22 protein-coding genes, 1 tRNA gene and 3 pseudogenes are annotated in these 23,982 nt (G+C 70.1%); 18 read left to right on the forward strand and 8 right to left on the reverse strand.

The features are described 5' to 3' along the window. Position 1: 1 nt before the first annotated feature. The 6 genes and pseudogenes from K6K41_RS16600 to K6K41_RS16625 form a co-directional block, all read right to left on the reverse strand. On the reverse strand, positions 2 to 520 hold the full coding sequence (locus tag K6K41_RS16600; RefSeq protein ID WP_261401428.1) for a hypothetical protein: 519 nt from the start codon (positions 518 to 520) through the stop codon (positions 2 to 4). Positions 521 to 610: 90 nt separating this feature from the next. Continuing rightward, on the reverse strand, positions 611 to 1,237 hold the full coding sequence (gene bioD / locus K6K41_RS16605) for a dethiobiotin synthase (protein WP_261401429.1): 627 nt from the start codon (positions 1,235 to 1,237) through the stop codon (positions 611 to 613). Then, positions 1,234 to 2,368, reverse strand: a pseudogene (locus tag K6K41_RS16610) (8-amino-7-oxononanoate synthase). The gene bioD and the pseudogene K6K41_RS16610 overlap by 4 nt, the downstream one beginning before the upstream one ends. A gap of 163 nt (positions 2,369 to 2,531) precedes the next feature. After that, entirely contained in the window at positions 2,532 to 3,488 is a 957-nt protein-coding gene (gene bioB / locus K6K41_RS16615; protein ID WP_378146068.1) for a biotin synthase BioB, read from the reverse strand. Positions 3,489 to 3,636: 148 nt separating this feature from the next. Further along, complete coding sequence (locus tag K6K41_RS16620; RefSeq protein WP_261401431.1) at positions 3,637 to 4,131, reverse strand: DUF3016 domain-containing protein; 495 nt, start codon at positions 4,129 to 4,131, stop codon at positions 3,637 to 3,639. 82 nt (positions 4,132 to 4,213) lie between these two features. Further along, complete coding sequence (locus K6K41_RS16625) at positions 4,214 to 4,672, reverse strand: winged helix-turn-helix transcriptional regulator (protein WP_261401432.1); 459 nt, start codon at positions 4,670 to 4,672, stop codon at positions 4,214 to 4,216. A 95-nt stretch (positions 4,673 to 4,767) separates the two neighbouring features. Between K6K41_RS16625 and K6K41_RS29560 the strand changes: the two are divergent. After that, positions 4,768 to 5,436: pseudogene (locus K6K41_RS29560) on the forward strand (MFS transporter); the annotation flags it as partial. A 545-nt stretch (positions 5,437 to 5,981) separates the two neighbouring features. Here the strand turns inward: K6K41_RS29560 and K6K41_RS16635 are convergent. Then, positions 5,982 to 6,066: transfer RNA gene (locus K6K41_RS16635), tRNA-Leu, on the reverse strand. 168 nt (positions 6,067 to 6,234) lie between these two features. On the opposite strand from K6K41_RS16635, the gene K6K41_RS16640 reads away from it, so the two are divergent. The 4 genes from K6K41_RS16640 to K6K41_RS16655 all read left to right on the forward strand — a co-directional run bounded on the left by K6K41_RS16640 (position 6,235) and on the right by K6K41_RS16655 (position 9,375). Beyond that, a complete protein-coding gene (locus K6K41_RS16640) occupies positions 6,235 to 6,816 on the forward strand; it encodes a YqaA family protein (protein WP_261401433.1) in 582 nt (193 codons plus the stop codon). Between the two features lie 17 nt (positions 6,817 to 6,833). Next, entirely contained in the window at positions 6,834 to 7,373 is a 540-nt protein-coding gene (locus K6K41_RS16645; RefSeq protein WP_261401434.1) for a disulfide bond formation protein B, read from the forward strand. Positions 7,374 to 7,537: 164 nt separating this feature from the next. Beyond that, the gene (locus K6K41_RS16650; RefSeq protein WP_261401435.1) at positions 7,538 to 8,272 is read left to right on the forward strand and encodes a hypothetical protein; all 735 of its coding nucleotides are present in this window, start codon (positions 7,538 to 7,540) and stop codon (positions 8,270 to 8,272) included. After that, a complete protein-coding gene (locus K6K41_RS16655; protein WP_261401436.1) occupies positions 8,272 to 9,375 on the forward strand; it encodes a GSCFA domain-containing protein in 1,104 nt (367 codons plus the stop codon). Before K6K41_RS16650 ends, K6K41_RS16655 begins: the two co-directional genes overlap by 1 nt. A gap of 70 nt (positions 9,376 to 9,445) precedes the next feature. On the opposite strand, the pseudogene gyrA reads toward K6K41_RS16655, so the two are convergent. Beyond that, positions 9,446 to 12,102 (reverse strand): annotated as a pseudogene (gene gyrA / locus K6K41_RS16660) (DNA gyrase subunit A). Between the two features lie 375 nt (positions 12,103 to 12,477). Here gyrA and K6K41_RS16665 point away from each other — a divergent pair. The 13 genes from K6K41_RS16665 to K6K41_RS16725 all read left to right on the forward strand — a co-directional run bounded on the left by K6K41_RS16665 (position 12,478) and on the right by K6K41_RS16725 (position 23,849). Then, positions 12,478 to 14,730 (forward strand): ICP22 family protein, encoded by a 2,253-nt coding sequence (locus K6K41_RS16665; protein WP_261401437.1) that lies wholly within the window; start codon positions 12,478 to 12,480, stop codon positions 14,728 to 14,730. Positions 14,731 to 14,825: 95 nt separating this feature from the next. Further along, positions 14,826 to 15,836 carry a glycosyltransferase family protein gene (locus K6K41_RS16670; RefSeq protein WP_261401438.1) on the forward strand — a complete coding sequence of 337 codons (1,011 nt, stop codon included), beginning with the start codon at positions 14,826 to 14,828 and terminating at the stop codon, positions 15,834 to 15,836. Then, on the forward strand, positions 15,833 to 16,480 hold the full coding sequence (locus K6K41_RS16675; RefSeq protein ID WP_261401439.1) for a hypothetical protein: 648 nt from the start codon (positions 15,833 to 15,835) through the stop codon (positions 16,478 to 16,480). Before K6K41_RS16670 ends, K6K41_RS16675 begins: the two co-directional genes overlap by 4 nt. A gap of 212 nt (positions 16,481 to 16,692) precedes the next feature. Further along, positions 16,693 to 16,884, forward strand: coding sequence for a hypothetical protein (locus K6K41_RS16680; protein ID WP_261401440.1), 192 nt, complete (start codon positions 16,693 to 16,695; stop codon positions 16,882 to 16,884). Further along, a complete protein-coding gene (locus tag K6K41_RS16685; protein ID WP_261401441.1) occupies positions 16,881 to 17,357 on the forward strand; it encodes a hypothetical protein in 477 nt (158 codons plus the stop codon). Before K6K41_RS16680 ends, K6K41_RS16685 begins: the two co-directional genes overlap by 4 nt. Before the next feature lie 71 nt (positions 17,358 to 17,428). Beyond that, positions 17,429 to 18,511, forward strand: a complete 1,083-nt coding sequence (locus K6K41_RS16690; protein ID WP_261401442.1) for a GDP-mannose 4,6-dehydratase — start codon at positions 17,429 to 17,431, stop codon at positions 18,509 to 18,511. Between the two features lie 3 nt (positions 18,512 to 18,514). Next, complete coding sequence (locus K6K41_RS16695; protein ID WP_261401443.1) at positions 18,515 to 18,985, forward strand: hypothetical protein; 471 nt, start codon at positions 18,515 to 18,517, stop codon at positions 18,983 to 18,985. A 105-nt stretch (positions 18,986 to 19,090) separates the two neighbouring features. Then, on the forward strand, positions 19,091 to 19,543 hold the full coding sequence (locus K6K41_RS16700; RefSeq protein ID WP_261401444.1) for a hypothetical protein: 453 nt from the start codon (positions 19,091 to 19,093) through the stop codon (positions 19,541 to 19,543). Further along, a complete protein-coding gene (locus tag K6K41_RS16705; RefSeq protein ID WP_261401445.1) occupies positions 19,540 to 20,187 on the forward strand; it encodes a hypothetical protein in 648 nt (215 codons plus the stop codon). Before K6K41_RS16700 ends, K6K41_RS16705 begins: the two co-directional genes overlap by 4 nt. Before the next feature lie 5 nt (positions 20,188 to 20,192). After that, the gene (locus K6K41_RS16710; RefSeq protein ID WP_261401446.1) at positions 20,193 to 21,302 is read left to right on the forward strand and encodes a glycosyltransferase family protein; all 1,110 of its coding nucleotides are present in this window, start codon (positions 20,193 to 20,195) and stop codon (positions 21,300 to 21,302) included. 154 nt (positions 21,303 to 21,456) lie between these two features. Next, the gene (locus K6K41_RS16715; protein WP_261401447.1) at positions 21,457 to 21,774 is read left to right on the forward strand and encodes a hypothetical protein; all 318 of its coding nucleotides are present in this window, start codon (positions 21,457 to 21,459) and stop codon (positions 21,772 to 21,774) included. A gap of 198 nt (positions 21,775 to 21,972) precedes the next feature. Then, complete coding sequence (locus K6K41_RS16720; RefSeq protein ID WP_261401448.1) at positions 21,973 to 23,076, forward strand: hypothetical protein; 1,104 nt, start codon at positions 21,973 to 21,975, stop codon at positions 23,074 to 23,076. A 119-nt stretch (positions 23,077 to 23,195) separates the two neighbouring features. After that, on the forward strand, positions 23,196 to 23,849 hold the full coding sequence (locus tag K6K41_RS16725) for a response regulator (protein ID WP_261401449.1): 654 nt from the start codon (positions 23,196 to 23,198) through the stop codon (positions 23,847 to 23,849). The last annotated feature ends 133 nt before the right edge of the window (positions 23,850 to 23,982 follow it).

Genomic DNA, 23,982 nt, shown 5'->3' on the forward strand with positions numbered 1-23,982 from the left:
ATCAGGGCAGCGTCGTCTTCAGTGAGAACGGCGCCTTGAAGCCGAGCTCGTCGACTTTCAGCGTCTTCACCTTCGCGAACGATCCTCCGGTGGTCTGGATGAGACCGCAGGGCGACATGCCCATGTTCGGGACGAACTCGTTCCGGCTTTTGATCTTCGGTTCGACGCGTTCTTCGGCAGGGTAGTAGAGGACGCCCTTCTGCATGCCGGCGAGCGGCAGCGTGTTGGCGCTCATGAGCGCTTCGCCGGAGCAGTTCTTGGTCTTGTAGTAGAGGATGTATCTCGCCTCGAAGAAGCCGAGATTGTTGGCCGGAACGGCGAGGATGCGCTTGTCGACCGAGATCAGCGCCGAATTCGTGCCCGCATTGTTGGGCAGATAGGGGCCGATCGCCTTGCCGGCCGCGTCGACCAGGATCGGCAGTCCCGAAAGCGGCGCGTCCGGCGCGGCGACGGCGGAAGCGGCCAGCCCGCAGAGGCACAAAGCGGCCGCAGCCGCTGAACGAAGAGATCCAATCGGCATCGCACGCTCCTGACCGAGAAGAGGACAAGCGCGTGATGGATGAAAGTCCGTTTCGTCGCCATTCGGGCGACTACGTACCATCTTGGGTTGTCAGGCGATGAAGTCCCGCGTGCGGAACGCCTTGCCGAAGGCTTCGGCGAGCGTGCGCGGCGACAGAGGCGCGAGCGGCGGCAGCCGGCCCAGCACCCTGGCGCCCGAAAAGGTCGCGATCGCGCGGATGGAGTCGACGTTCTCCTCGCCCACGAAGGCGACGCCCAGCACGGGAATCCCACGGGCCTTGAGCGCCGAGAGCGACAGCAGCGTGTGGTTGATGGTCCCGAGCGCCGTGCGGGCGACGAGCACGACCGGCAGGCGCCAGCGCGCGAACACGTCGATGGTGAGCGTCTCCCGCGTCAGCGGCACGAACAGGCCGCCCGCGCCCTCGATCACCAGCGGGCCGTTGACCGCGGGAGGATTGAGCGCCTCGGGGTCGATCGCGACGCCGTCGATCTCGGCGGCGAGGTGGGGCGAGGCGGGCGTCCTCAGCCGCCACGCTTCGGGCAGCACGCGCTCCGGGGGAAGGCGCGCGAGCCGGGCCACGGTCTCGCTGTCGGTCTCGCCCTCGAGGCCCGACTGGACCGGCTTCCAGTAGGTCGCGCCGAGCGCGGCGGTCAGCCCTGCGGCGAACACGGTCTTGCCGATGCCGGTGTCGGTCCCGGTGACGACGATCGCGCTCACGCGGCCTCCTCCTGGATCTGCGCGCCGATCGCGTCGATCAGCGCGGCGACGTCGGCCTCGGCGACGTTGAGGGTGAGCGAGATCCTGAGCCGCGCCGTACCCTCGGGCACGGTCGGCGGACGGATCGCGCGGCAGTCGAAGCCCGCGGCGCGGACCGCGCGCGCCGCCCGCAGCGCCCGGGCGTTGCGGCCGAGGATGACGGGCTGGATGTGCGAGCCAGAACCTCGAAGGCCGAGCCCGGCGAGCTTGCCTTCGGCGATGGCGACGCGGCGGGCGAGCGCCGCGCGGCGCGCCGGCTCGTCCTCCACCATGCGGAGCGCCTCGCGCACGGCGGCGGCGGCGAGCGGGGAGGGCGCGGTGGCGTAGATGAAGGGGCGGGCGCGGTTGACGAGGAAGTCGACGATCGCCGCGGGTCCCGTCACGAGCGCGCCCGAACAGCCGAGCCCCTTACCGCAGGTGTGGGTCGAGACGAGCGCCTCGCGTCCCTCGAAGGTCTCGCCCGAGGCCGCGCCCGCGGGCGCCCAGAACGCCGGTGGCGTGCGCCTCGTCGAGCAGCAGGAAGCCGTCATTGCGTTCCGCAAGCGCCATCAGCTCGGCGACGGGCGCGCGGTCGCCGTCCATCGAATAGAGGCTCTCGGCCGCGATCCATGGCGCGCCCGTCCCGCCGCGCTCCCGGAAGGCGCGGATCGCGTCTTCGGCGGCGCCGGCGTCGTTGTGCGCGAAGGCGACGGTCTCGGCGCGGCAGCCCTTCAGGCCGTCATGGACGGAGGCGTGGATCAGCTCGTCATGGACGACGAGGTCGCCGCGTTGGGGCAGCGTCTGGATAAGAGCGACGTTGGCCGAGAAACCCGCCCCGAAATAGAGCGCTTTCTCCGCGCCGAAGAAGGCGGCTGCCTCCGCCTCCAGCGCCTCGTGCTCCGGATGGTTGCCGCGTAGGAGCCGCGAGCCTGCCGCCCCGACAGCGCCGCGCCCGATCGCCTCGCGGACGGCCTCGGCGAGGCGAGGGGAGGCCGCAAGGCCGAGATAGTCGTTGGACGCGAAGTCGAGGCCCTCGCGGGGCGCGAGGCCGCGCAGCCGATCCTTGCGGGAGAGGCCCTCGAGCGCGGTCTCGAAGCGGGAGAGGCGGGTCATCAGAAGGTCCGCGCTGCAGAGACGAACTGCGTGCTTGGAGACGCTTCGCTTGCGCGAAGCTCCTCAGCATGAGGTCTTCCTGTGCGCTGCATCACCCTCGACATCCCTCATGCTGAGGAGCGCCGAAGGCGCGTCTCGAAGCGCGCAGTCGGCTTTCGCCGCTTCACTCGTCCCCGAGCGCCTCTGGCTCGACGCCGAGTCGGCGGAACAGCGCGCCGTCGTGGTCCTCGCCCGGATTGTCGGCGGTGAGGAGCGTCTCGCCGACGAAGATCGAGTTCGCGCCGGCGAGGAAGCACATCGCCTGCATCTCGTCCGACATCTCGGTGCGGCCGGCCGACAGGCGCACATGGCTCGTCGGCATCATGATGCGGGCGAGCGCGATGGTGCGCACGAAGTCGAACGGGTCGATGGGCGCTGCGTTCTCGAGCTTGGTGCCGGGGATCGGGATCAGCATGTTGATCGGCACGCTCTCGGGCGCCTCGTCGAGATTGGCGAGCGTCACCAGCATGTCGACGCGGTCGTCGACCGTCTCGCCCATGCCGAGGATGCCGCCTGCGCACACCTTCATGCCGGCCGAGCGCACGTTGTCGAGCGTCTCGAGCCGATCGGCGAAGGTGCGCGTGGTGATGATCTCGGAGTAATAGCGCTCCGAGGTGTCGAGGTTGTGGTTGTAATAGTCGAGCCCGGCGTCCTTGAGCTGGAGGGCCTGCTCGGGGGTGAGCATGCCGAGCGTCATGCAGGTCTCCATGCCGAGGCCTTTGACGCCCTCGACCATGGCCAGGACCATGTCCATGTCGCGGTCCTTCGGGCTCCGCCACGCCGCGCCCATGCAGTAGCGCGTCGCGCCGCCGTCTCTCGCCTTGCGGGCCTCGTCGATCACCCGTTCGACCTCCATCAGCTTGGAGGCCTTGAGCTTTTCGCCGGGCATGCGGGCCGACTGGCTGCAATAGCCGCAGTCTTCCGCGCAGCCGCCGGTCTTGATCGACAGCAGCCGGCTCATCTGCACGCGATTGGGATCGAAATGGCGGCGGTGGACGGTCTGCGCCTCGAACATCAGATCCGCGAAGGGCAGCGCGTAGAGCGACTTCGCGGCTTCGCGCGTCCAGTGCGTGCGCGTCATCGCGCGCTCCACCGTCGAGATCAGTTCCGCAAACGCCATGGTCGGTTCCGTCGTTTCGCCGCCGGCAGGCGCCGACGATGACCAACCCGCATACATGGAAAGCGGGCTGGGCGAAACGCTCCGATGGACGCGGAGGAGGAGGGCGCGCTCAGCCCCGCGCGGGCTTAAGCCTGACGATGCGGTCGCGGAACCAGTCGCGCATCAGCTCGGTCTCGTAGGGGAACGAGCCGAGCGAGGAGCGGGCGGCGGCGTCCCAGAGGTAGTTCATATCCGTCACCGTCTCTTCGCCCGAAGCGATGACGCGGCGGCCGTCCGAGAGGCGGTAGCTGAGCTTCACGCTCGGCGGCGTGACGTCGCGCATGATCCGGACGTTGTCGGCGCCGCCGGCCCGCCACGGTTCGAACTGGCCCGCCGGGCGCACGTCGAGGATTTTCACCTCGAGCCTCTGGCTCTTCGGCAGGTCGCGCTCGCCGAGCCGCATGAGCGTGCGGGAAAGATGGCGGTACATCGCCTCGCGTTCGCTGGCGCTGCGCCAGACGAGCGACGAGGCGTCGCCGGTCGGTCGGGCGAGGACGGTGATCTCGGCCGCCGCAGGCGAGGCCGCGACCAGCGCGGCGGCGAGCCCAAGCAGAATGCGCCTCATGGCGAGTTCCTCGCATCATGGCGCGCCTCGGCCAGACGCGCGCCTCAGTCGCTCGTTTATTTCGGCGCGCGTCGACGGCCCTTCAAGCTCCTTTTGCGGGCCGAGCCTTCTCGACGCGGGTCTCGTCAAAGGCGAGGGGGCGCGCGTCGGCCGCGCGGACCTCGAGCCGGGCGACCGGCGCGCCGTCGCGCGCGTCGACGAGCGCCGAGCGCGGCTCGCCGGCGGCGAACAGGTGGTCCTCCCCCCATTGCCGCAGCGCCGCGACCACGACGAACAGGTCGCGGCCCTTCGCCGTCAGCACATATTCGGAGTAGGCGCTGCCGTCGGAGGCGGGCGCGAGCTCCAGCACGCCGGCCTCCACCAGCGCCTGAAGGCGGGTCGCCAGCATTCCCTTGGCGACGCCGAGGTTTTTCTGGAACGCGCCGAAGCGCCGGACGCCGTCGAAGGCGTCTCTCACAATCAGCAGCGACCACCAGTCGCCGATCACGTCGAGGGCGCGCGCCACCGGACAGTCCGCGCTCCCGAAACTGACGCGCCGCATCCCGGACCCTCCTCGAGTTCAATTTCAGTCTCAAAATAAGACTGGACTTGTCGCGCAGCAACTGGTCTCGTTATGAGACTGGAATGGGGACGGACATGGCCGGAGCTCTTTCGACCGACGGGGCCGCGCGCAGGCGACAAGCCGAAGGCCCGTCGCGCGCGACGCTGCTCCTGCTCGCGGCGACCTGCGGGGTCGCGGTCGCCAATGTCTATTACGCCCAGCCTCTGCTGGGCTCGATCGCGGAGAGCTTCGCGATCGAGCCTGCGACCGTCGGCCTGGTCGTGACCCTCACCCAGGCGGGCTATGCGGCGGGCCTCCTGTTCGTCGCGCCGCTTGGAGACCGGCTTGATCGTCGCCGGCTCGTGATCGTTCAGACGATGGCGTCCGCCGCCGCGCTGCTCGTCGCGGGTTCGGCCACGAGCGCGCCGGTCTTTCTCGGCGCGATGATCCTCGTCGGGCTCCTCGCCGTCGTCGTTCAGGTGCTCGTCGCCTTCGCGGCGGCGCTCGCGGCGCCCGGCGAACAGGGGCGCGCCGTCGGACTCGTCACCAGCGGCGTGGTGACGGGCATCCTGGCGGCCCGCTTCGTCTCGGGCGCGTTGGCGGATCTCGGCGGCTGGCGGCTGGTCTATCTGGTTTCGGCCGGCCTCATGCTCGCGCTTTCGGCGCTGCTCGCCCGCATGCTGCCGCGTCGCCCGCCTGCGACCCGGCAGAGCTATGGCGAAATCCTGAAATCGACGCTCGCGCTGTTCCTGCGCGAGCCGCTGCCGCGCAGCCGCGGCCTCATCGCGCTGTTCGCCTTCGCAAGCTTCAGCTGCCTGTGGACCGCGATGGCGCTGCCGCTCGGCGCGCCGCCGTTCTCGCTGAGCCATTCCGAGATCGGACTGTTCGGCTTCGCCGGCCTCGCCGGGGCGCTCGCCGCCGCGAAGGCCGGCCGGCTCGCCGACCGCGGCTTCGGACAAGCGACCACGGGCGCGGCGTTGGCGCTGCTCGCCCTGTCTTGGCTGCCCATAGGCTTTCTGGACCGCTCGATCGCGCTGTTCGCGCTGGGCGTGGTCCTGCTCGATTTCGCGGTGCAGGCGGTCCATGTCACGAATCAGAGCCTGATGGTCGCGGCGTTCCCGGCCGCCGACAGCCGGCTCGTCGGCGGCTACATGCTCTTCTATTCGATCGGCAGCGGTATCGGCGCGATCTCGTCCACTGCGGTCTTCGCGCTCGCCGGCTGGACGGGCGTCGCCTGGCTCGGGGCGGCTTTCAGCGCTGCGGGGCTTTGCGTCTGGAGCGCGGCCTCATGGAGCCGCCTGCAGAGAGATGGTGCGGGTGGTCGGGCTCGAACCGACACTCCTTGCGGAACCGGATTTTGAGTCCGGCGCGTCTACCAATTCCACCACACCCGCACGCGCGACTGAATTCGCATGACCGGCGCGGCTGCGTAAAGGGCTTCGCGACCATGTCGCGGACGAAGACCCGGACGCAGGCTTGCATTCCGGCGCGGAAGGCGCTTGGTCTCCCCCCGTCCGCATCTTGCGCGGCCGCTCGCGCCGGTTCGTCCGAAAGTCTGAGTCATGCTGCGACGCCTGTACGACTGGACGCTCTCGCTCGCCGCGGGTCCGAGGGCCGACGCGGCGCTCTTCGGGGTCTCGTTCGCCGAAGCCTCGTTCTTTCCCCTGCCGCCCGACATCCTGCTCGTGCCGATGACGCTGGCGCGTCCGGAGCGCGCCTATCGGCTCGCGATCATGTGCGGGCTCGCCTCGACGCTCGGCGGCATGGTCGGCTACGCCATCGGGGCGCTGCTCTACGACACGCTGGGGCTGTGGATCATCCAGCTCTACGGCTACGGCGACAAGATGGACGCGTTCCGCGACACCTACGCCCAGTGGGGTCTGTGGATCATCCTTCTGAAGGGCCTGACGCCCATTCCCTACAAGCTCGTCAGCATCACGTCGGGCTTCGCCGGATACGACATCTGGCTGTTCTTCGCGCTCTCGCTCGTCTCGCGGATCCTGCGCTTCCTCGCGGTGGGCTGGCTGCTCAGGCGCTACGGCGAGCCGGTGCGCGAGTTCATCGAGAAGCGGCTCGAACTCTCCGCCATCCTGTTGCTGGTGGTGATCGTCGGCGGCTTCGTGCTGGTCAAATACGTGTTCTGACAGCGGTCGCGACAGCCATGCCGAATTCCGACATGCCGGGCGTCATGACGACCCGCCTGACCCCCGCCGCCACGGCGCTCGTCGTCGCGATCGTCTCGGCCGCGACCGTCGGCGGAGCGCTCGTGATGCAGCACGGCTTCGGCTACGTGCCCTGCATGCTGTGCCTGTGGGGACGCTGGCCGCATTATCTCGGCGCGCCGCTGGCGCTCGCCGCCTGGCTGCTCGCGACGCGCGGCGCGCCGGCTCCCGCGCGGATCGCGCTCGCCCTTGCGGCCCTGTTGTTTCTCGCGGGAGCCGGCCTCAGCGCCTATCACGCCGGGGTCGAGTGGGGGTTCTGGCCGGGCCCTGCGAGCTGCGCGGGCGCGAACGCCGCGCCGACCGCCGCCGGCGGTTTGCTCGATCAAATGCGCGCGACCCGAATCGTTCCGTGCGACGCCGCCGCGTTCCGAATTCTGGGGATTTCGCTGGCGGGCTGGAACGCTCTGATCTGTCTGGCGCTCTCGGCGATCGCAGCTCTTGGCGCTCGACGCCCGGGCGCCGCCCAAGGCGGGGCTTGACGCGGCGTCTTCGGCGCGGAAGTCATTGACCCCGCGCAGCTTCCGGGCGGCGTTGCGCGGCTGGTCGATCCCAGCTTATCTGATGACGACAAACGCCTCCCTGGGTTGTGGCGAGACGGTTCGCTCCGGGCCCGATCGACCGCGCTGACGAACCAGCCGACGAAATGAGCACCACGAAAACGACGATCATCGGCGACAGCCACACAATCGCGATCAAGGACGGCTTCGCCAAGCGCGGCGGCGCGGACCTCGGCGAGGTGATGATCGACCGCCTGCAGCAGATCAAGAACGGCGTTCTGCGCGAGGGCGTCGCCGAGAGCGAGCTCGAGGAGATCGCGGCGGCGGCGCAACCCGGCGACCTGATCGTCTCTGTGCTCGGCGGCAATCAGTTCAACGTCTTCGGCCTCATGCGGCATCCCGAACCCTTCGACTTCATCGAGCCCGGCGATCCCGACGAGGCGCTCGACCCCGAGGCGCGCGCGATCCCGGTCAAGATCATGGAGGCGACGTTCGAGCGCTTCGTGAGGGGGCGCGACGGCAAGCTTCTCAAGAAGCTCGCCGGCGGAAAGGCGACCGTGCTCCATCTCGAAGCGCCGCCGCCCAAGGACGACGACGCCTTCATCCTCAGTCATGCCGAGACCTACTTCAAGAAGCTCGACATCTCGACCGTCGGGCTGAGCAAGCCGGCGCTGCGGCGCAAGCTGTGGCGGCTGCAGTCGCGCATGACCAAGGCCCTGTGCGACGAGATCGGCGTCGTCTTCGTCCCGGCGCCGGACGCCACCAAGGACCCTTCCGGTTTTCTCAAGCGGGACTATTATGGCCGCGACGCCACCCACGCCAACGCCGCCTACGGCGTCGTCGTGCTGGACCAGATCGCCGGCCACCCGCGAGGAGCCTGATGGGCGAGCATCCCTATCGCGGCCTGCCCGCGAAATCGTTCTGGAACGCGACCGTGCGCGACGCGCCGTCCGGCGACATCGATCCGGTCGGCCGTTTCGAACTCGAGCTCAGTCCGGAAACCCGGGTGGCGACGTCGGGGAGCTGCTTCGCCCAGCATATCGCGCGGCATCTGAGCGCGAGCGGGCTCAACTATTTCATCGCCGAGGACGCCCATCCGCTGACCCCGCGCCCGGTCGCCGCCGCGCATCAGTACGGCGTCTATTCGGCGCGCTTCGGCAACGTCTACACCGCCCGCCAGCTGCTCCAGCTGTTTCGTCGCGCCCATGGTTCGTTTGAGCCGCAGGAGGACGTCTGGATCGAGAGCGACGGCTCCGCGCTCGATCCGTTCCGCCCCACGGTCCAGCCGGGCGGCTTCGCGAACGAGGCGGAGATGCGCGCCGACCGCGCCTATCATCTGTCCGCGGTGCGGCGGATGTTCAGCGAGCTCGACGTCCTGATCTTCACGCTCGGCCTCACCGAATGCTGGCGCTCGCGCGCCGACGGGGCGGTCTTTCCGATCTGTCCCGGCGTCTCGGGCGGCGTGTTCGACCCGGCGCTCCACGAGTTCTACAACCAGACCCTCGCCGACGTTCACGCCGACATGTCCCAGTTCCTCGAGGGGCTCCGGTCGGTGAACCCGCGCGCCAGAGTGATGCTGACGGTCTCGCCCGTGCCGCTCGCCGCCACCGCGGCGGCCGGCGGCAACGTCGTGTCGGCGACCGTCTACTCGAAGTCCGTCCTGCGCGTCGCGGCCGAGATGCTCGCGCAGGAAAACGAGCACGTTCAGTATTTTCCGTCCTACGAGATCATCACGGGGCCAGGCGCCCGCGGCGCCTATTACGCGGAGGATCTGCGCAACGTCACCGAGGCGGGCGTCGCCCATGTCATGAAGGTCTTCATGGCCCATGCGACGCTGAAGAGCGAGGCGTCCCGCGTCGAGGCGATCCCGTCGGAAAGGCCCGCGCCCCAACTCGCGCCCGCCGCCGGAGCGGCCGCGGCCTATGCGAGCGCGTCGCAATGGGTCGAGGCGCTGTGCGACGAGCAATTGCTCGACCAGACCTGAGCCGGAAGGCCGAAGGAACGCGCTGACCAGAATCAAAAAGGCCCGCTCGTCGCCGGCGGGCCTTTTCACGTCACTCCGGCGCGGCCTCTTCTTCGGCCTCGTCCTCGCCGATGTGGTCGACCGAGACGACGCGCTCTCCGTCGCCGGTCGAGAACACGATCACGCCCTGGGTCGAGCGGCCTGCGAGGCGGATGTTGTCCACCGGGCAGCGGATCGTCTGGCCGGCGTTCGTCACCAGCATGATCTGGTCGGAATGCTCGGTCGCGAAGGAGGCGACCAGCGGGCCGTTCCGGTCGTTGGTCACCATCGCCACGATGCCCTTGCCGCCGCGTCCGGTGACCCGGTACTCGAAGGACGACGAGCGCTTGCCGTAGCCGTTCTCGGAGATGGTCAGAATGAGCTGTTCGGCCTCCGACATCGCCGCGTAGCGCTCGGCGCCGAGCTCGATGTCGGCGCCGGCTTCGGCCTCGGCGTCCGCGGTCGCGTCCTCGGCGACGCTCTCGCCCTGGCCGCGGCGCACCGCGTTGGCGCGCTTCAGATACGCCACGCGCTCGTCAGGCGACGCCTCGAAGTGCCGCAGGATCGAGAGCGCGATGACGCGGTCGTCCTCGCCGAGCGTGACGCCGCGCACGCCGACCGAATCGCGGCCCTTGAACACGCGCACGTCCGTCACGCGGAAACGGATGCACTGGCCGCGATAGGTGGTCAGCAGCACGTCGTCGTCTTCCGACGCGATCTGCACGTCGACGATGGATTCGCCGGCCTCAAGCTTCATCGCGATCTTGCCGGAGCGGTTCACATTGGTGAAGTCGCTGAGCTTGTTGCGCCGGATGGTGCCGCCCGAGGTCGCGAACATCACGTCGTACTTGGCCCAGTCGGCCTCGTTCTCGACGAGCGGCATGATGGTGGTGATGCGCTCGCCCGGATCGAGCGGCAGCAGGTTGATGAGCGCCTTGCCGCGCGCCTGGGGCGCCGACAGCGGCAGCTTCCATACCTTGAGCTTGTAGACCTGGCCGAGCGAGGAGAAGAACAGCACCGGCGTGTGGGTGTTGGCGACGAAGAGGCGGCTGACGAAGTCCTCGTCGCGCGTCGCCATGCCGGAGCGGCCCTTGCCGCCGCGGTGCTGGGCCCGGTAGGTCGCGAGCGGCACGCGCTTGATGTAGCCGCCATGCGTGAAGGTGACGACCATGTCCTCGCGCTGGATCAGGTCTTCGTCTTCGAAGTCGGCCTCGGACTCGATGATCTCGGTCCGGCGCGGCGTCGCGAACTGGGCCTTGGCGTCGAGCAGCTCCGCGCGCACGATCTCCTGCACGCGCTCGCGCTTGCTCAGGATGTCGAGATAATCGGCGATCTCGGCCGCGAGCTTGTCGAGCTCCTCGCCGATCTCGTCGCGGCCGAGCGCGGTGAGACGCTGCAGGCGCAGGTCGAGGATCGCGCGCGCCTGCTCGATCGAGAGCTTGTAGGTGCCGTCGTCGTTGATCCGGTGGCGCGGGTCGTCGATCAGCTTGATGAGCGAGGCGACGTCCTCGGCCGGCCAGTCGCGCTCCATCAGGCGTTTCGCGCGCTGTCGCGGGATCGGGCGCGGTGCGGATGAGGCGGATGACCTCGTCGATGTTGGCGACCGCGATGGCGAGGCCGACGAGCACATGGGCGCGGTCGCGCGCCTTGTTGAGGCGGAACTTGGTGCGCCGGGAGACGACGTCTTCGCGGAACGCGATGAAGGCGACGAGCATGTCCTTGAGCGTCATCAGCTCGGGACGGCCGCCGGTCAGCGCCACCATGTTGCAGCCGAAAGAGGTCTGCAGCGCGGAGAAACGGAACAGCTGGTTCAGCACCACGTCGGCCACCGCCTCGCGGCGGAGCTCGATCACGATGCGCATGCCCTTGCGGTCGCTCTCGTCGCGCAGGTCGCCTATGCCCTCGACGCGCTTCTCGCGGACGAGTTCGGCGATGTGCTCGATGAGGCGCGACTTGTTCACCTGATACGGAATCTCGGTGACGATCAGCGCCTCGCGATCCTTGCGGATCTCCTCGACGTCGACCTTGGCGCGCATCACTACGGAGCCGCGGCCGGTCGAATAGGCCGAGCGGATGCCGCCGCGGCCGAGAATGCGGCCGGCTGTCGGGAAGTCCGGGCCGGGCACGATCGAGAAGCTCCTCGAGCTCCATTTCGGGACGCTCGATGAGCGCCACGCAGGCGTCGACCACTTCGCCGAGATTGTGCGGCGGGATGTTGGTCGCCATCCCGACCGCGATGCCGCCGGCTCCGTTGACGAGAAGGTTCGGGAACTGCGCGGGCAGGACCGTCGGCTCGCGCTCGGAGCCGTCGTAGTTGTCCTGGAAGTCGACCGTGTCTTCGTCGATGTGGTCGAGCAGCGCCATGGCGGGCTTGGCCAGGCGGATCTCGGTGTATCGCATCGCCGCGGGCGGATCGCCGTCGACCGAGCCGAAGTTGCCCTGGCCGTCGGCGAGCGGCAGGCGCATCGAGAAGGTCTGCGCCATGCGCACGAGCGCGTCGTAGATCGATTGGTCGCCGTGCGGGTGGTACTTACCGATGACGTCGCCGACCACGCGGGCGGACTTGCGGTAGGGCCGGTCCGGGAAATAGCCGTTCTCGTTCATCGAGAACAGGATGCGGCGGTGCACGGGCTTCAGGCCGTCGCGCACGTCGGGAAGCGCGCGCGAGACGATCACCGACATCGCGTAGTCGAGATAGGAGCGGCGCATCTCGTCCGCGATCGACACGGGACGAACGTCGGAAGGCTCGCGCCCGCGGGGCCGCCAGAGGTCAGGTCGTTCGGATCAGCCAAGTCGAGGCACGCTTTCTAGAGCAATCTGAGATCGGCCCGGACCCTAGACCGTCTTGGCGTCGAACGCCAGCGGGCCGGTCGCCGGAGCGGTCGGGAACGTCGAACGATCTCAATGGCTTGCAAGGGAGCTCCCAGCTTTTCACAGGGATGTCTCGGTTCTCTGCCCCGAATCGGACGCGACGGCGCCGAATCGGGCGCGCGGGAGGCCGCGACCCGGTTTATGTCGCGGCGCAGCAGGCGCGACGCGGCGGCAGGTGTGGCGCGGCAGGCCGCCCGCTACTGTCGCGGCCGCATGGTTGCGGCGCCGCGGGGCGACGGCGGCGGCATGCCGCGGCGGGGCGTCGCGAGCGAGTGGCGACAGGGCGTGGCGAAAAAGACGACTGCGAGCGAGGCGGACGAGCGGCTGGTCGAGGACAGCGGACTGTTCGACGAGGCCTGGTATGTCGAGCGTTACAAGCCGAAGTTCGGCGAGGGCGGCTCGGCGCTGAGGCATTTTCTCGTCGAGGGCGGGCCCAACGGGCTGTCGCCGAGCGCGCGCTTCGTGTCGTCGGCCTATTTCGCGCTCTATCCCGACGTCGCCCGGAACGGCGCCAATCCGCTGGTGCACTACCTCAAAACCGGCAAGGACACGGGCAAGCGCGCGATCCGCCGGCAGGATCTCGAGGGGCTCGGCCTCGCCAATCTCGGACGCCGAGACCAGCGCATGATCGCCGCGGTCGCGCGCAGCGGCGGCTTCGACGAGGCCTATTATCTCGAGACCTACCCGGACGCGCGTAGCTCGGGGCTGCACCCGATGCTGCACTACGTGCGCCACGGCCTCGAGACGCTCGCCAATCCGAGCGCCGACTTCGACGCCGCGCGCTATGCGGCGGACAATCCGGACCTGGTCGAGAGCGGCCTGCCGCCGCTGGTCCATTTCGCGCGTTCTGGAGCCAGGCAGTCGACCGCCGATGACGCAGAGCCGCAGGCTGCGACCGAAGCCGCCGATGTCTCCGAGCCGTCGGACGAAATCCCGGTCGCTGAGACTGAAACCGGCTCCGTTGCGGAGCTGGTCGACGACGCGCCGCCTTCGGCCGCGGAGCCCGAGGAGACGCCGGACGACGTCGATGTGGACGTCGCCAGCGAAGACCATGACGCGGACGAGCTGGGCGCAGAACAGGAGGGTTCGGAAGAACCGGGCCTGGACGAGCCCGAGCTCGACGCGCCTGCCAAAGCGGACGAGCCCGCCGCCGCGGAACCGACCGAGCCCGCAGCGGCCGAAGCGGCGGCCCCGCTCGCGCCAGAGGCCGACGCGCCGACGCCGGGAGTCGACGAACCCGCCGACGCCGTCCCCACGGTCGACGTTCCGAAGGCCGCTCCCGCCGACGTGCGCGTGGCTGCAAAAGCCGGCGCCGACATGCCGGTCGAGGAAGCGCTCGCGGCGCTCGCTGGCACGCGCCTGTTCGACGCCGCCTGGTATGTGAAGCGCTATCCGGAGGTCGCCCGCTCGGGCCTCTCGCCGGCCGCGCATTATCTGCAGGTCGGCGGTCCCCGCCGTCGGCGGCCGAGCGCGCTGTTCGACGCTGAATACTATGTCGGCGCGGGGCCGGCCCTGCCTGCGGGCGCCAATCCCGTGCTGCATTTCCTCGCCGAAGGCCGCCGCGACCGGCGCCCGTCTTCGCCCTTGCTCGACGTCTCCGATCCCGCCGGGCGCCTGCCGTCCGACGCGGCGTCCATTTCCGAGCCCTCGCGTCCGGCCGCTGGTCCGGCGGTCGACTGGCTCAGCGCCGCGCAAGCCGAACGTCTGCCCGACGCCGTCGCATTCGCGGGCCGTCCCATCGGGCAGGTGGCCGCCGGCGTTTCGCTCGCGCCGCTCGCCGCCTATGCGCGTCTCGCCGGTCTCGACCCGGTCGAGACCGGCGTCGGCGCGGACGGCTCCGGCGACGGCCTGTTCGCGCAGGCGTTCCGGTCCGGCCCGGCGCGTCTGTCCGACGCCTGGTTCGTGGACGCGGGCGCCTTGCGGCTTCGCTTCGGCGGCTTTGCGGGCTTCGACGGATCGCGCCACGTCGCGCGCGGCTACCAGGGCTCGCCCCGGGATCGCTCGGCGCTCAGGCTTTGCGGCGAGATCCTGTTGCCCGCCGCCGGCCCCGGCCTCCTCGATCTCGCGCTGCTGGAGCCGCTCGAGCCGGTCCTGCTGACGCTGTCGGAACCGGGCGGCCGCATCGTCGGCTTCGCCCTGCTGCCGTTTCCGTCGCTGGCGCGCGGCGGGCTTCATCACGCCGAGCTCGTCGCCGACGGACAAGGCCAGGATCCGGTCGAGGGGCTGACGCTCGCAAGCGAGTCCGCGTTCGCAGATCTGGTCGAAGGGCCGGGCGCACTCGCGCGGATCCTCGTCGATCCCGCCGGACCGGCGCCGAGCCGATCTTTTCGGACGCGCTGCTCGGCTGGCTCGACCGCCGCTTCGGCGTCGCGGTCGAGCTCGACGACGACGAGGATGACGTCGATCCGATCCGGGATCACCTGCGCCGGGCGCTCGCGCCGCGCGGCCGGGCTCGCCAGGGCCTGACGCTGCGTCTGCCGCCCGACGCCATACCGAGCCTTGCGGCGCTCGCCGCCCGGCGGCTTCGAGGGCCGGGAGCCGCCGGCGCAAGCGGCGCCTTCGTGATCGCGGCCGCGCCCTCCGGCGAGGCGCGCCTGCTCGTGCGCCCGCCCGAACTCGACGCCCGCTGCCTGTCGTCACAGGGCCGGAGCGTTCCGCTGGATTACCCCGTCCTTTTCGGAGACGGCGACGCGGAAGTCGAGGGACCCCGTCCCACGCTTGCGATCCGGCGCCGGCGCTTCGTCAAGGCGCATGACGCGTCGCTGATCCGGCCTGTCGCGCCCGACGCGCCCATCCGGGCGGCCAGGACGTCGGCCGACTTCGCCGCGATCCTGTTCTGCGCCGGAACGACCGAGGCGACGCGGCTGATCGAGTCGCTGTCTCGCCAGACCGGCGTCTCCGATTTCCGCGTGTCGATCAGGCTCACGAACGACGCCGCCGACGCGGACGAAATCTCTCGCGCGGCCGAGAAGGCGTTCCCTGGCCGCGCCGACGTGCGCGAGGCGGAAGGCGGGTTCTGGGCTGAGGTCTCCGCCGCCGCGCGCGAAACCGGCGCGCCCTATCTGCTGGTCGCGAAATCGGGCGTCGTCGCGCCCGATCCGTCGACGCTCGCGGTCCTGCTCTCGCTTGCCGAGGCCGGCGGGACCGCCTCGGCCGCCTGCGTCGCGATCAACGAGGACGCGGCCAAGCGCGTCGGCGCGATCGAGGCGCTGAGCGGCGGCTATTTCGCCGCAGCCGCCCGCGCGCCGGACGAGACCGAACTCACGCTCGTCGCCTGCGACAGCCTTCAGGCTTTCCCGAACGCCGTCTATCCGGTGGCGGCGAACGTCCTCGACTTCGCGGTGCTGAGCGCCGAGGCCGTGGCGGAGGCGCCGGCGGACGACGAAAGCGAGGCGGCCTGGGGGCTGCGCCAGACGCTCGCCGGACGGCGCAATCTCTGCGTGTCGACGATCCGCGTGGCGCGCTACGGCGAAGGGCTGGAGCGTCCGCCATCCGTGAGGGTCGCTGTCTCGCCGAAGGAACGGGCCGCCGTCGCGGCCAACGCGACCGTCGTGCGGGAGTTCGCGTCATGAAGATCGGATCGTCCCGACGAGCGCCAGCTCGCGACCGCGGGCGCATCCGCTACCACCGCCTCGCGGAGCGGCTCGAGGCGGCGGGCCACGCGCTCGAGCTCCTGCCGATCGAGGCGCTGGGGCAGGGCGGGCGCGACGCCGACGTCTTCGTGTTCTCCAAGTGCCATGACGCGCGCACCGTCGCGCTCGCCGAGGACCTGCGCAGCCGCGGCGCGCGGGTCGGCGTCGACGTGTTCGACGACTACTACAGCGACGTCGCCGACAGCCGCTTCGTCCATCTGCGCGAATGGCTGAGGGGGCTTGCGGCCCGGCTCGACTTCGCGATGTGTTCGACGCCGCTGATGGCCGACAAGCTCAAGGGCATCCTGCCGAGGCTGCCGATCCACGTGATGCACGACGCCTCGATCGCCCTCGACGCCGAGGCCGTGGCGCGCCGCGTGGAGCTGAACGCGGAGCGCGCGCTGTCGACGCGGCGGATCGACGTCACCTGGTTCGGCATCGGCGACAATCCGCATTTCCGGCTTGGCGTTTCGGACCTTCACGCGTTCAGCGGCGCGCTGCTCGACTTCGTGCGCGCGGGCTACCGGCCGCGCGTGTCGATCCTCACCAACCGCCGGGCGCTCGACGTCGAGCCCTCGAGATGATCGCGCGGCTGCCCGTGCCTTGCGACCTCGAAGAGTGGACGCCGAGCTCGAGGCCGAGTCGATCGCCTCCAGCCTCTTGTGCTTCCTGCCGGTGCGCGCCCAGAACTTCAGCGTCGTGAAGTCGCTGAACCGGGCCGTCACCACCCTGACCGGCGGCGCGCAGGCGCTCTCGGCCGGCTACCCGCTCTATGGAGAGCTCAAGCCCTTTGTCTATGAAGACGCGGGCGCTGATCTCCGATCTCGAGGCCGGAACGCTCGCGCTCCGGCGCGAGACGGTCGGCGCGCTCGCCCGCAAGCTCGCCGAATGGGGCGAGGCGGAGGTCGAGGCCGGCCGGCTCTCCGCATTCCTTGAGACGCTTGGGCCGGCCGCGCCCGCCGCAGCGACGTCGAGCCTTCCGCCGTGATCCATGGCCGGCAATCGCCGGCTCCGGTCCATGCGCTCGCGCAGCGCCTCGGCCATTTGTCCGTCGCAAGCCCGTTCAGCCAGCAGCGTCTGCCGTTCGACCTGCGTTTCGTCGCCGACGACGGCGCCGATCCTGCGGTCGTGCTGTCGCCGGCGGGTGCGGCCAGGCTTGCGCCGGAGGCTCTGGAACGGCTCGGCCTCGATCCGGCTCGGCTCGGCGTCGCGAGCCTGCGGATCCGGCTCGGCGATCTCGCGACGCCATGCCCGTTCGATCCCTCAGACCTCGCGGCCTGCCGTTCGCTCGCCGTGACGTCGATGCGCTACGACGCGACCATGGCCTATGTCGCCGATCTTCTCGCCGAACTCTTCGGGCCGGTGCGGCTCACCGTGTCCGAACTCGTCTCGCCGCTGTGGACCGGCGTCGGCCGTCGCGCGGCGGCGCGGAACGGCGGCGAGGAGCCGGCGCTCGCGTGACCCCGCTTCAGGTTGACCGCCGTCTCGCCGGCCGCAGCCGCCGCGTCAGTTAAGAGGATCCGTCGCACAACATGGCGTCAGCGCTCATCACCGGCGGAGCCGGCTTCATCGGGTCTCGCCTCGCGGCCGCGCTCGTGGCGCGCGGAGACCGGGTGACCGTGCTCGACAACCTGCATCCGCAGGTCCACGGGCCCGATCCGAAGCTCCCCGACTGGCCCGAAAGCGTCGTGTTCCGGAAGGGCGACGTCTGCGATCCGGCCGCCGTGTCCGAGGCCGTCCGGGCGGCCGATCCGGACGTCGTCTACCATCTCGCCGCCGAGACCGGCACCGGCCAGTCCTATGACGAGCCGACCCGCTACTGCGCGGTGAACGTGCTCGGCTGCACCCATCTCGTGGAAGCGCTGCGCGCGCTCGCGCCGCGAGCCCGGCGCGTGGTGCTGGCGAGCTCGCGCTCGGTCTATGGCGAGGGCGCGGCGCGCGGTGCGGACGGGCGGGTGGTCTCCGCCCCGCCTCGATCGACCGGCGATCTCGCGGCTGGCAGGTTCGGTCTGGCCGACGAGGCCGGCCAGGCGCTCGAGCCTTGCCCGACCGACGAAGCGCTGCCGGCCCGGCCGGCCTCGGTCTACGCCTCCACCAAGCTGATGCAGGAATATGTGCTGAAGCAGTGCGCCGAAGGCTCCGATCTCGGCGTCTTCGTGCTGCGGTTTCAGAACGTCTACGGGCCGGGCCAGAGCCTATACAACGCCTATACGGGCGTGCTGTCGGTATTTTCGAAGATGATCCTCGACGGGAAGATCCTCGAGATCTACGAGGACGGCGATATCGCGCGCGACTTCGTGTTCGTCGACGACGTGGTGGCGGCGCTCGCGGCGGCGGGCGCGGCGGCGACGGTTCCCGACGGCCCGATCAACATCGGGACCGGCTCGGAAGCCAAGATCGTCGACGTCGCCAGGATCCTGCTGAAGGCCATGGGCCGCTCGCCTGACGATCTCCGGATCTCCGGCAAGTTCCGGCCCGGCGACGTGCGCTATGCGGTCGGCGACGTCGCGAAGGCCCGCGAGACGCTCGGCTGGGAGCCGCGGGTCACGCTCGCCGAAGGGCTTTCGGCGCTCGCCGAATGGGCGAAGGTCGAGCGCGCCGCGGGGCGGATCTGAGCCATGGCCGCGACGCCCCACGTCGTCCTCCTCTTCAACCTGCTGCAGGACGTCAATATCCTGCGGCCGCTGGCGTTTCTGGCGCGGCGCGAGTTCGGCCGCAAAATCCTCTTCCTCGTCTCCGACAAGTTCCTGGAGCGCGACAAGCAGAAGACCTGGGCGCGCGAGGTCGCGCTGATCGCGGCCGCGGTCGACGGGACGGTCCATGTCTATGCGAGCGAGCTCGACGCCTACGCCGTTCTGAAGGGCAAGTCGGGCGTCGTCGTCACGGCGAGCGAGTCCCACCTTCCGGCGCACGCCGAGACCCACAACGTGCTGCGCGTCGCGCCGTCGAGCTTCCTCAAGGTCACGCTGCAGCACGGCTATGAGTGCGTCGGCTTCATGCACAACCGCGCGCATGACGCCGCGCACGGCCGCGACATCCGCTTCGCGGCCGACGTCGTGTGCGGCTGGTGCGAGAGCCCGAGACGCTGACTGCGCTCGGATATCGGAACGGTCCAAGCTCGTCGTCACAGGCCCGAGCGCGGTGCTGAACGCGGCGTTCGCGGGCCACGCACGCCGGCCGGCGCCGGCGGCCTCGTGTGCGAGAACCTGCATTCGGTGCGCCTCAAGGCGCGCGCCGACACCAACGTGATCTTTCTCGACCTCTTCTCCCGGTTCTGCCGCCACTACGGCGGCTATGGGATCGACGTCAATCTGAGGCCGCACCCCGGCGGGCAGTACGTGCTGAAAAACGCCGTCGACCTGCCGGACAACGTCGTGATCCAGAACCAGCCGATCTACTCGATGGACCTGACCGACTTCGACTATGCGATCTCGGCGCCCTCCTCGGTGCTGATGGACTTCGTGCTCGCGGGCGTCCCGGCCGCCGTCTGGCAGGACCCGTCCGGCGGAATGGACGTCGACAACTACGCCGGCCTCGTCGAGATCAGCAGCCTGCCGGAATGGCTCTCCTTCGCGCGCGACGCCGCGATGCGGCCGACGGTGGCGCTGTCGCGCCAGCGGGCTTTTTCGAAAGCCGCAAGATTGTGATCGATCCGGACGAGATCTACGCCCGCTTCGCCCGGCTGTTCGCGAACGCCGCGCCGGTGACCACTGCGGCGCTGTCGAGCTTCCGCGCAGGCGACGAACCTGAGTCCGCGTCCGAACGTTCCGCGCTCGTGGTCGGCGCCTTCGAGGACGTGGAGGCGCTTCTCGGCGTCCTGGCGTCCGCCGGCTACGCCGCCGACTCCGAGGCGAGCGCTGGCGAGGATCTCGCGGCGCGGATCGAGGACGGCGGCTTCGCGGTGGTGGCGTGCGACGCCGACTGCGGCGAGGTCGCGGCGGCGGCGCTGCGGGCCGCGCGGGTCGCGGGCGCGGCTCTCGTGTGCCGCTTCGAAGCCGGCATGGCGTCCGCGCTCGGCGACGCTCCGGAACGGGCGGCGAGCCTCGACCTCCTCCTTGGCGCGGCGGATCTGGCGATCGTCCTGACCGCCGACGACAAGGCTTTCGCCCGCTTCCTCGGTTGCGACGCCGACATCGTGGTGCTCGAGTCCGCGCCGGACGACGGCGCGGCTTCCGTCGGCGAGGCGCTCGACGCCGCCGCGGCCTCGGCGTCGGAGCGGCGGCGGGGGGCGTGGCCGCATGCGGCGCCTGCGGGCTTCGCCGCGGGCGCGCGCCCGATCGGAGCGGTGTGAGCGCGATGGCCGAGATCACCAACGGGGCGACCCGCATCTTCATCGTGGCCGACGCCGTCGGAGCCACGCAGCTCATCAGCTTTCTCCAGCCGTTCCAGGACCGGATCTCGGCCGGCGAGGTCTCGCTCGCCTTCGAGGCGCACGGCAAGGACCAGGCGGCGCTGATCCGGCGCTACGAGGACTACCGGCCCGACATCCTCGTGATGTCGCGCTACTCGCTCGCCGACGGCGCGCCGCTGATCGAGCGCGCGCGCGAGGCCCGGATCCCGGTCGTCTTCCACATCGACGACGACCTGCTCAACGTGCCGACCAACATCGGTCCGAAGAAATACGAGGCCTATACCCGTCCCGAGCGGTTGGCGGCGCTTCGGTCCAACATGGACGCAGCGGACGTGATCTACGTCTCGACCCATGGCCTTGCGGAAACCTTCGCCGGCTATCGGCTCAAGGCGCCGCTGGTCACCGGCGACCTCTACTGCAGCGTCGATCCTGCGGCGTTGCGCGAGCCGCGGCCATCGGCCGCGCCGATCGTCGGCTACATGGGATCGGAGGGGCACTCCGCCGATCTCGCGCTCGTGGTTCCGGTTCTGGAGCGGCTGATGGAGGAGATCCCGACGCTCCGTTTCGAGACCTACGGGACGATCAAGTTCCCGCCGGAGCTCGCGCGGTTCGGCGATCGCGTCGGCCATCATGCGCCGCACATGAACTACGCGGCCTTCCTCGCAAAGCTTTGCACGCTTGGGTGGTGGGTCGGCCTCGCGCCGCTCGAGCCCACGGTGTTCAACAACTGCAAGGCCGACACCAAGTGGGTCGAGTACAGCTTCGCCGGCATCGCGACCGTGGCCTCGGACGGGCCGGTCTACGCCTCGGCCTGCGCGGGCGGATCGGGGCTGCTCGCGGAAGGCGAGGCGGAATGGGGAGACGCGATCAGGCGGCTCTTGCGCGACGACGTGCGACAGGACGTCGTCGGCCGCGCGCGCCGGAAGCTCGCCTCGCACTACAGCCATGACCTGCTCCAGCGCCAGATCCTGCAGATCTTCGAACTGGCGGCGGAAAAGTCGAAGGAGCGTCCCGCTCCTCGTCCCTCAGACGAGGTCGCCGCCGTGCTTGCGTAGGTTGCGGGGATCGGCTTCTATCCATGCTGCAAGCGCGAAGAGGCGTTTGACCGCCGGCTTCAGGCTGACGCGGCGCGCCAGACGGCCGGGGGGCGGGCGGGCCGCGCGACGGCCTGGGCGCGTCCGGCGAAGAGTGTGTTCAGGGGACGGTTCCATGAGTTTGGTCGTTGAGAATCCCGTCCTCGCAAAGGAGGTCGGGGAGTTGGCCGCGGGCGACGTCTGCCTTGTTCGCTTCAGCGGCGAGACGCTCGTCGCCTTCGCGGCGGCGCTGCCGAGCGGCGAGTTGAAGATGGTCCGTTTCGCCGGATCCAAGGAGAAGGCTCCGCTCAAGATGAGCGGATGGGACGACGCCAACTCGGTCGAGGTCATGTGCCTGCCCGACGTCGTCATCCGCCCAACGTCGACAGCCTGGTGCCGCATCACCAGGGCAACAACCCGATCGGCGGGCTGGTCATCACGCCTTCCGGTCTGAGCGCAGTGGTGTATCCCGGCGACGCGAACCGCTATTATCTCGACTTCGCGACGGGCAGGCTCGACCGGAGCGTCGAGAGTCATTGCCGCACTTCAAGACCTGGACCGTCAGCGTGCCGAACGGCACCGAGCGCGGCCACGTGCTGAAGGTCGTCTCGGTCTGACGCGCAAGGGCGGCGCTCCGGGGGATGGACTGTCTGTGAAGAACGCTCCGAAATCGCCGCATTACGAGCTCGTCCGGGACAGCGCCTATTTCGACGAGGGCTGGTACGCGACGCAGGTCGATCCTGATCTGCTGGCGAAGAAGAGGGTCGACTTCGTCCAGCATTTTCTCAACGTCGGCGGGCGCAACGGGCTCGCGCCGAGCCGCGGCTTCGTGTCCGCCGCGTATCTGGCGAGCAACATCGACGTCGCGCGGGCCGGCCACAACCCGCTGGTCCACTTCCTTACCGAGGGCGAGGCGACGGGCCGCAAGGCGATCGGCGAGGACGATCTCGCCGGCGCAGGCTTCCCCGACATGCTGCGCCGCGAAGAGCGCCGCGCCGTGGCCCAGCTGGTGGCGAGCCCGCTGTTCGACGTGAAGTTCTTCCGCAAGACCTATTCGGACCTGCGGAAATCCAGGCTGCATCCGGCGCTCTACTACGTGCGCCACGGGCTGGACGAGCAGCTCCATCCCTCCGCCGCCTTCGACGCCGAACAGTATCTCGACGACAATCCGGACGCGGCCGAGCGCGGGCTCGCGCCGCTGCTGCACTATGTGCGCTTCGGCGAAGCCGCCGGCGTGCTCGTCATGAGGCTCTCGGACGAAAAAGCGGAGGCCGTGGCGGTCGCGCGCGCCGAACGGCGGCCTGCCACGACGCCTCAGGCTCCGGCGCGAGCCAGCGAGCGCGCTCCGGAAACGGCGCCGGTCTTCGTCGACGTCGCGCTTGCGGGACCGCTGTTCGGCGGGACGGTCGCGGCGGCCACGGCTGTCCGGCAAGCGCCCCGCCGCGGACCCGACGTCACGCCGGAGGAGGCGCGCGCGCTTGAGCTCATCCGCAGCAGCCCCCTGTTCGACGCCGTCTGGTATCTGATGGAGCATCGCGAGGCGGCGCGGCTCGCGATGGATCCGGCGCTCCACTATCTGCGCCACGGCGCCCCGGACGGGCTGAAGCCGAGCATCTATTTCGATCCCGCCTTCTATCTCGAGAGCGGCGAGGGCGGCGTGGAGAACCCGCTGCTGCACTATCTCACGGTCGGCCGGTCGCAGGGCCGCAAGCCGCGCGAGCGGCTCGCGATCGACGAGCCTCTCGCGGCCGTCTGAGCGACGGCGCTCGCCTAGGCGACGAACAGCGCGCAGGCCCCTCTCGTGTTACAGAGCGTCAGGGCGCGCCGGCCGCATCGGGATGGTCGCAAGGGTCTTCGCCGCCCCCGGAGGACGGCTTGGAGAGAGCGCCACGCATCGCGGTGATCGCCGATGACCACGAGCTTCCGCGCGCCGCGCTTTCGGCGCTGCTGAAGAGCCGGCTCGGCTTCGAGCGGGTGGTCGAGACCGCCTCGCTCGACGAGGCGTTCGAACGGCTCGGCGAAGAGGAGGGCGTCGCGCTCGCGCTGTTTGACCTCGACATGCCGGGGGTCAAGGACGCCTTCAGCCTGCAGGCGGTGCGCGAAACCCATCCGGCGATGAAGACCGCGGTGGTCTCAGGCTCGATCCGGCGCGAGGACATGCTGGCGGCGCTCGCGGCCGGGGTCCACGGCTATGTGCCCAAGACGCTGCCGCTTGGCGAGATGGAGGCGGCGCTCGCGGAGATCGTCGCGGGGCGGATCTTCTTGCCGGCCTCGATCGCGGAACTGACGCCCGCGCGGGGCCTTGCGCCGCTTGGCCGCCCGCCCGCGCTCACCGAACGCCAGCACGACGTGCTGCGGCTTCTCATCGACAATCAGTCCAACAAAGAGATCGCCCGCGCGCTCGGGCTCGGTCTCGGGACGGTGAAGATCCATCTCGCCGGACTGTTCCGCGCGCTCGGCGTCGGCGGGCGGAGCGAGGCGGTGGAGGCCGCGGCGCGGTTCGGGCTCGACCGCCGCGCGGCCGGCTGAGAACTCAGCCTGCGGCGCGCAGCGGAGGCGCGGCGCGCGCCGCCGCGAGCGCCGGTCCCGAGGCGTCGCGCGCCAGCCGCGCCTGCGCGAAGGCGAGCAGCGCGTCGGCCGTGATCTCGCCGCGCCCGCGGTC

This window comes from Chenggangzhangella methanolivorans (genome assembly GCF_019797865.1).
Lineage (GTDB): Bacteria > Pseudomonadota > Alphaproteobacteria > Rhizobiales > Methylopilaceae > Methylopila > Methylopila methanolivorans.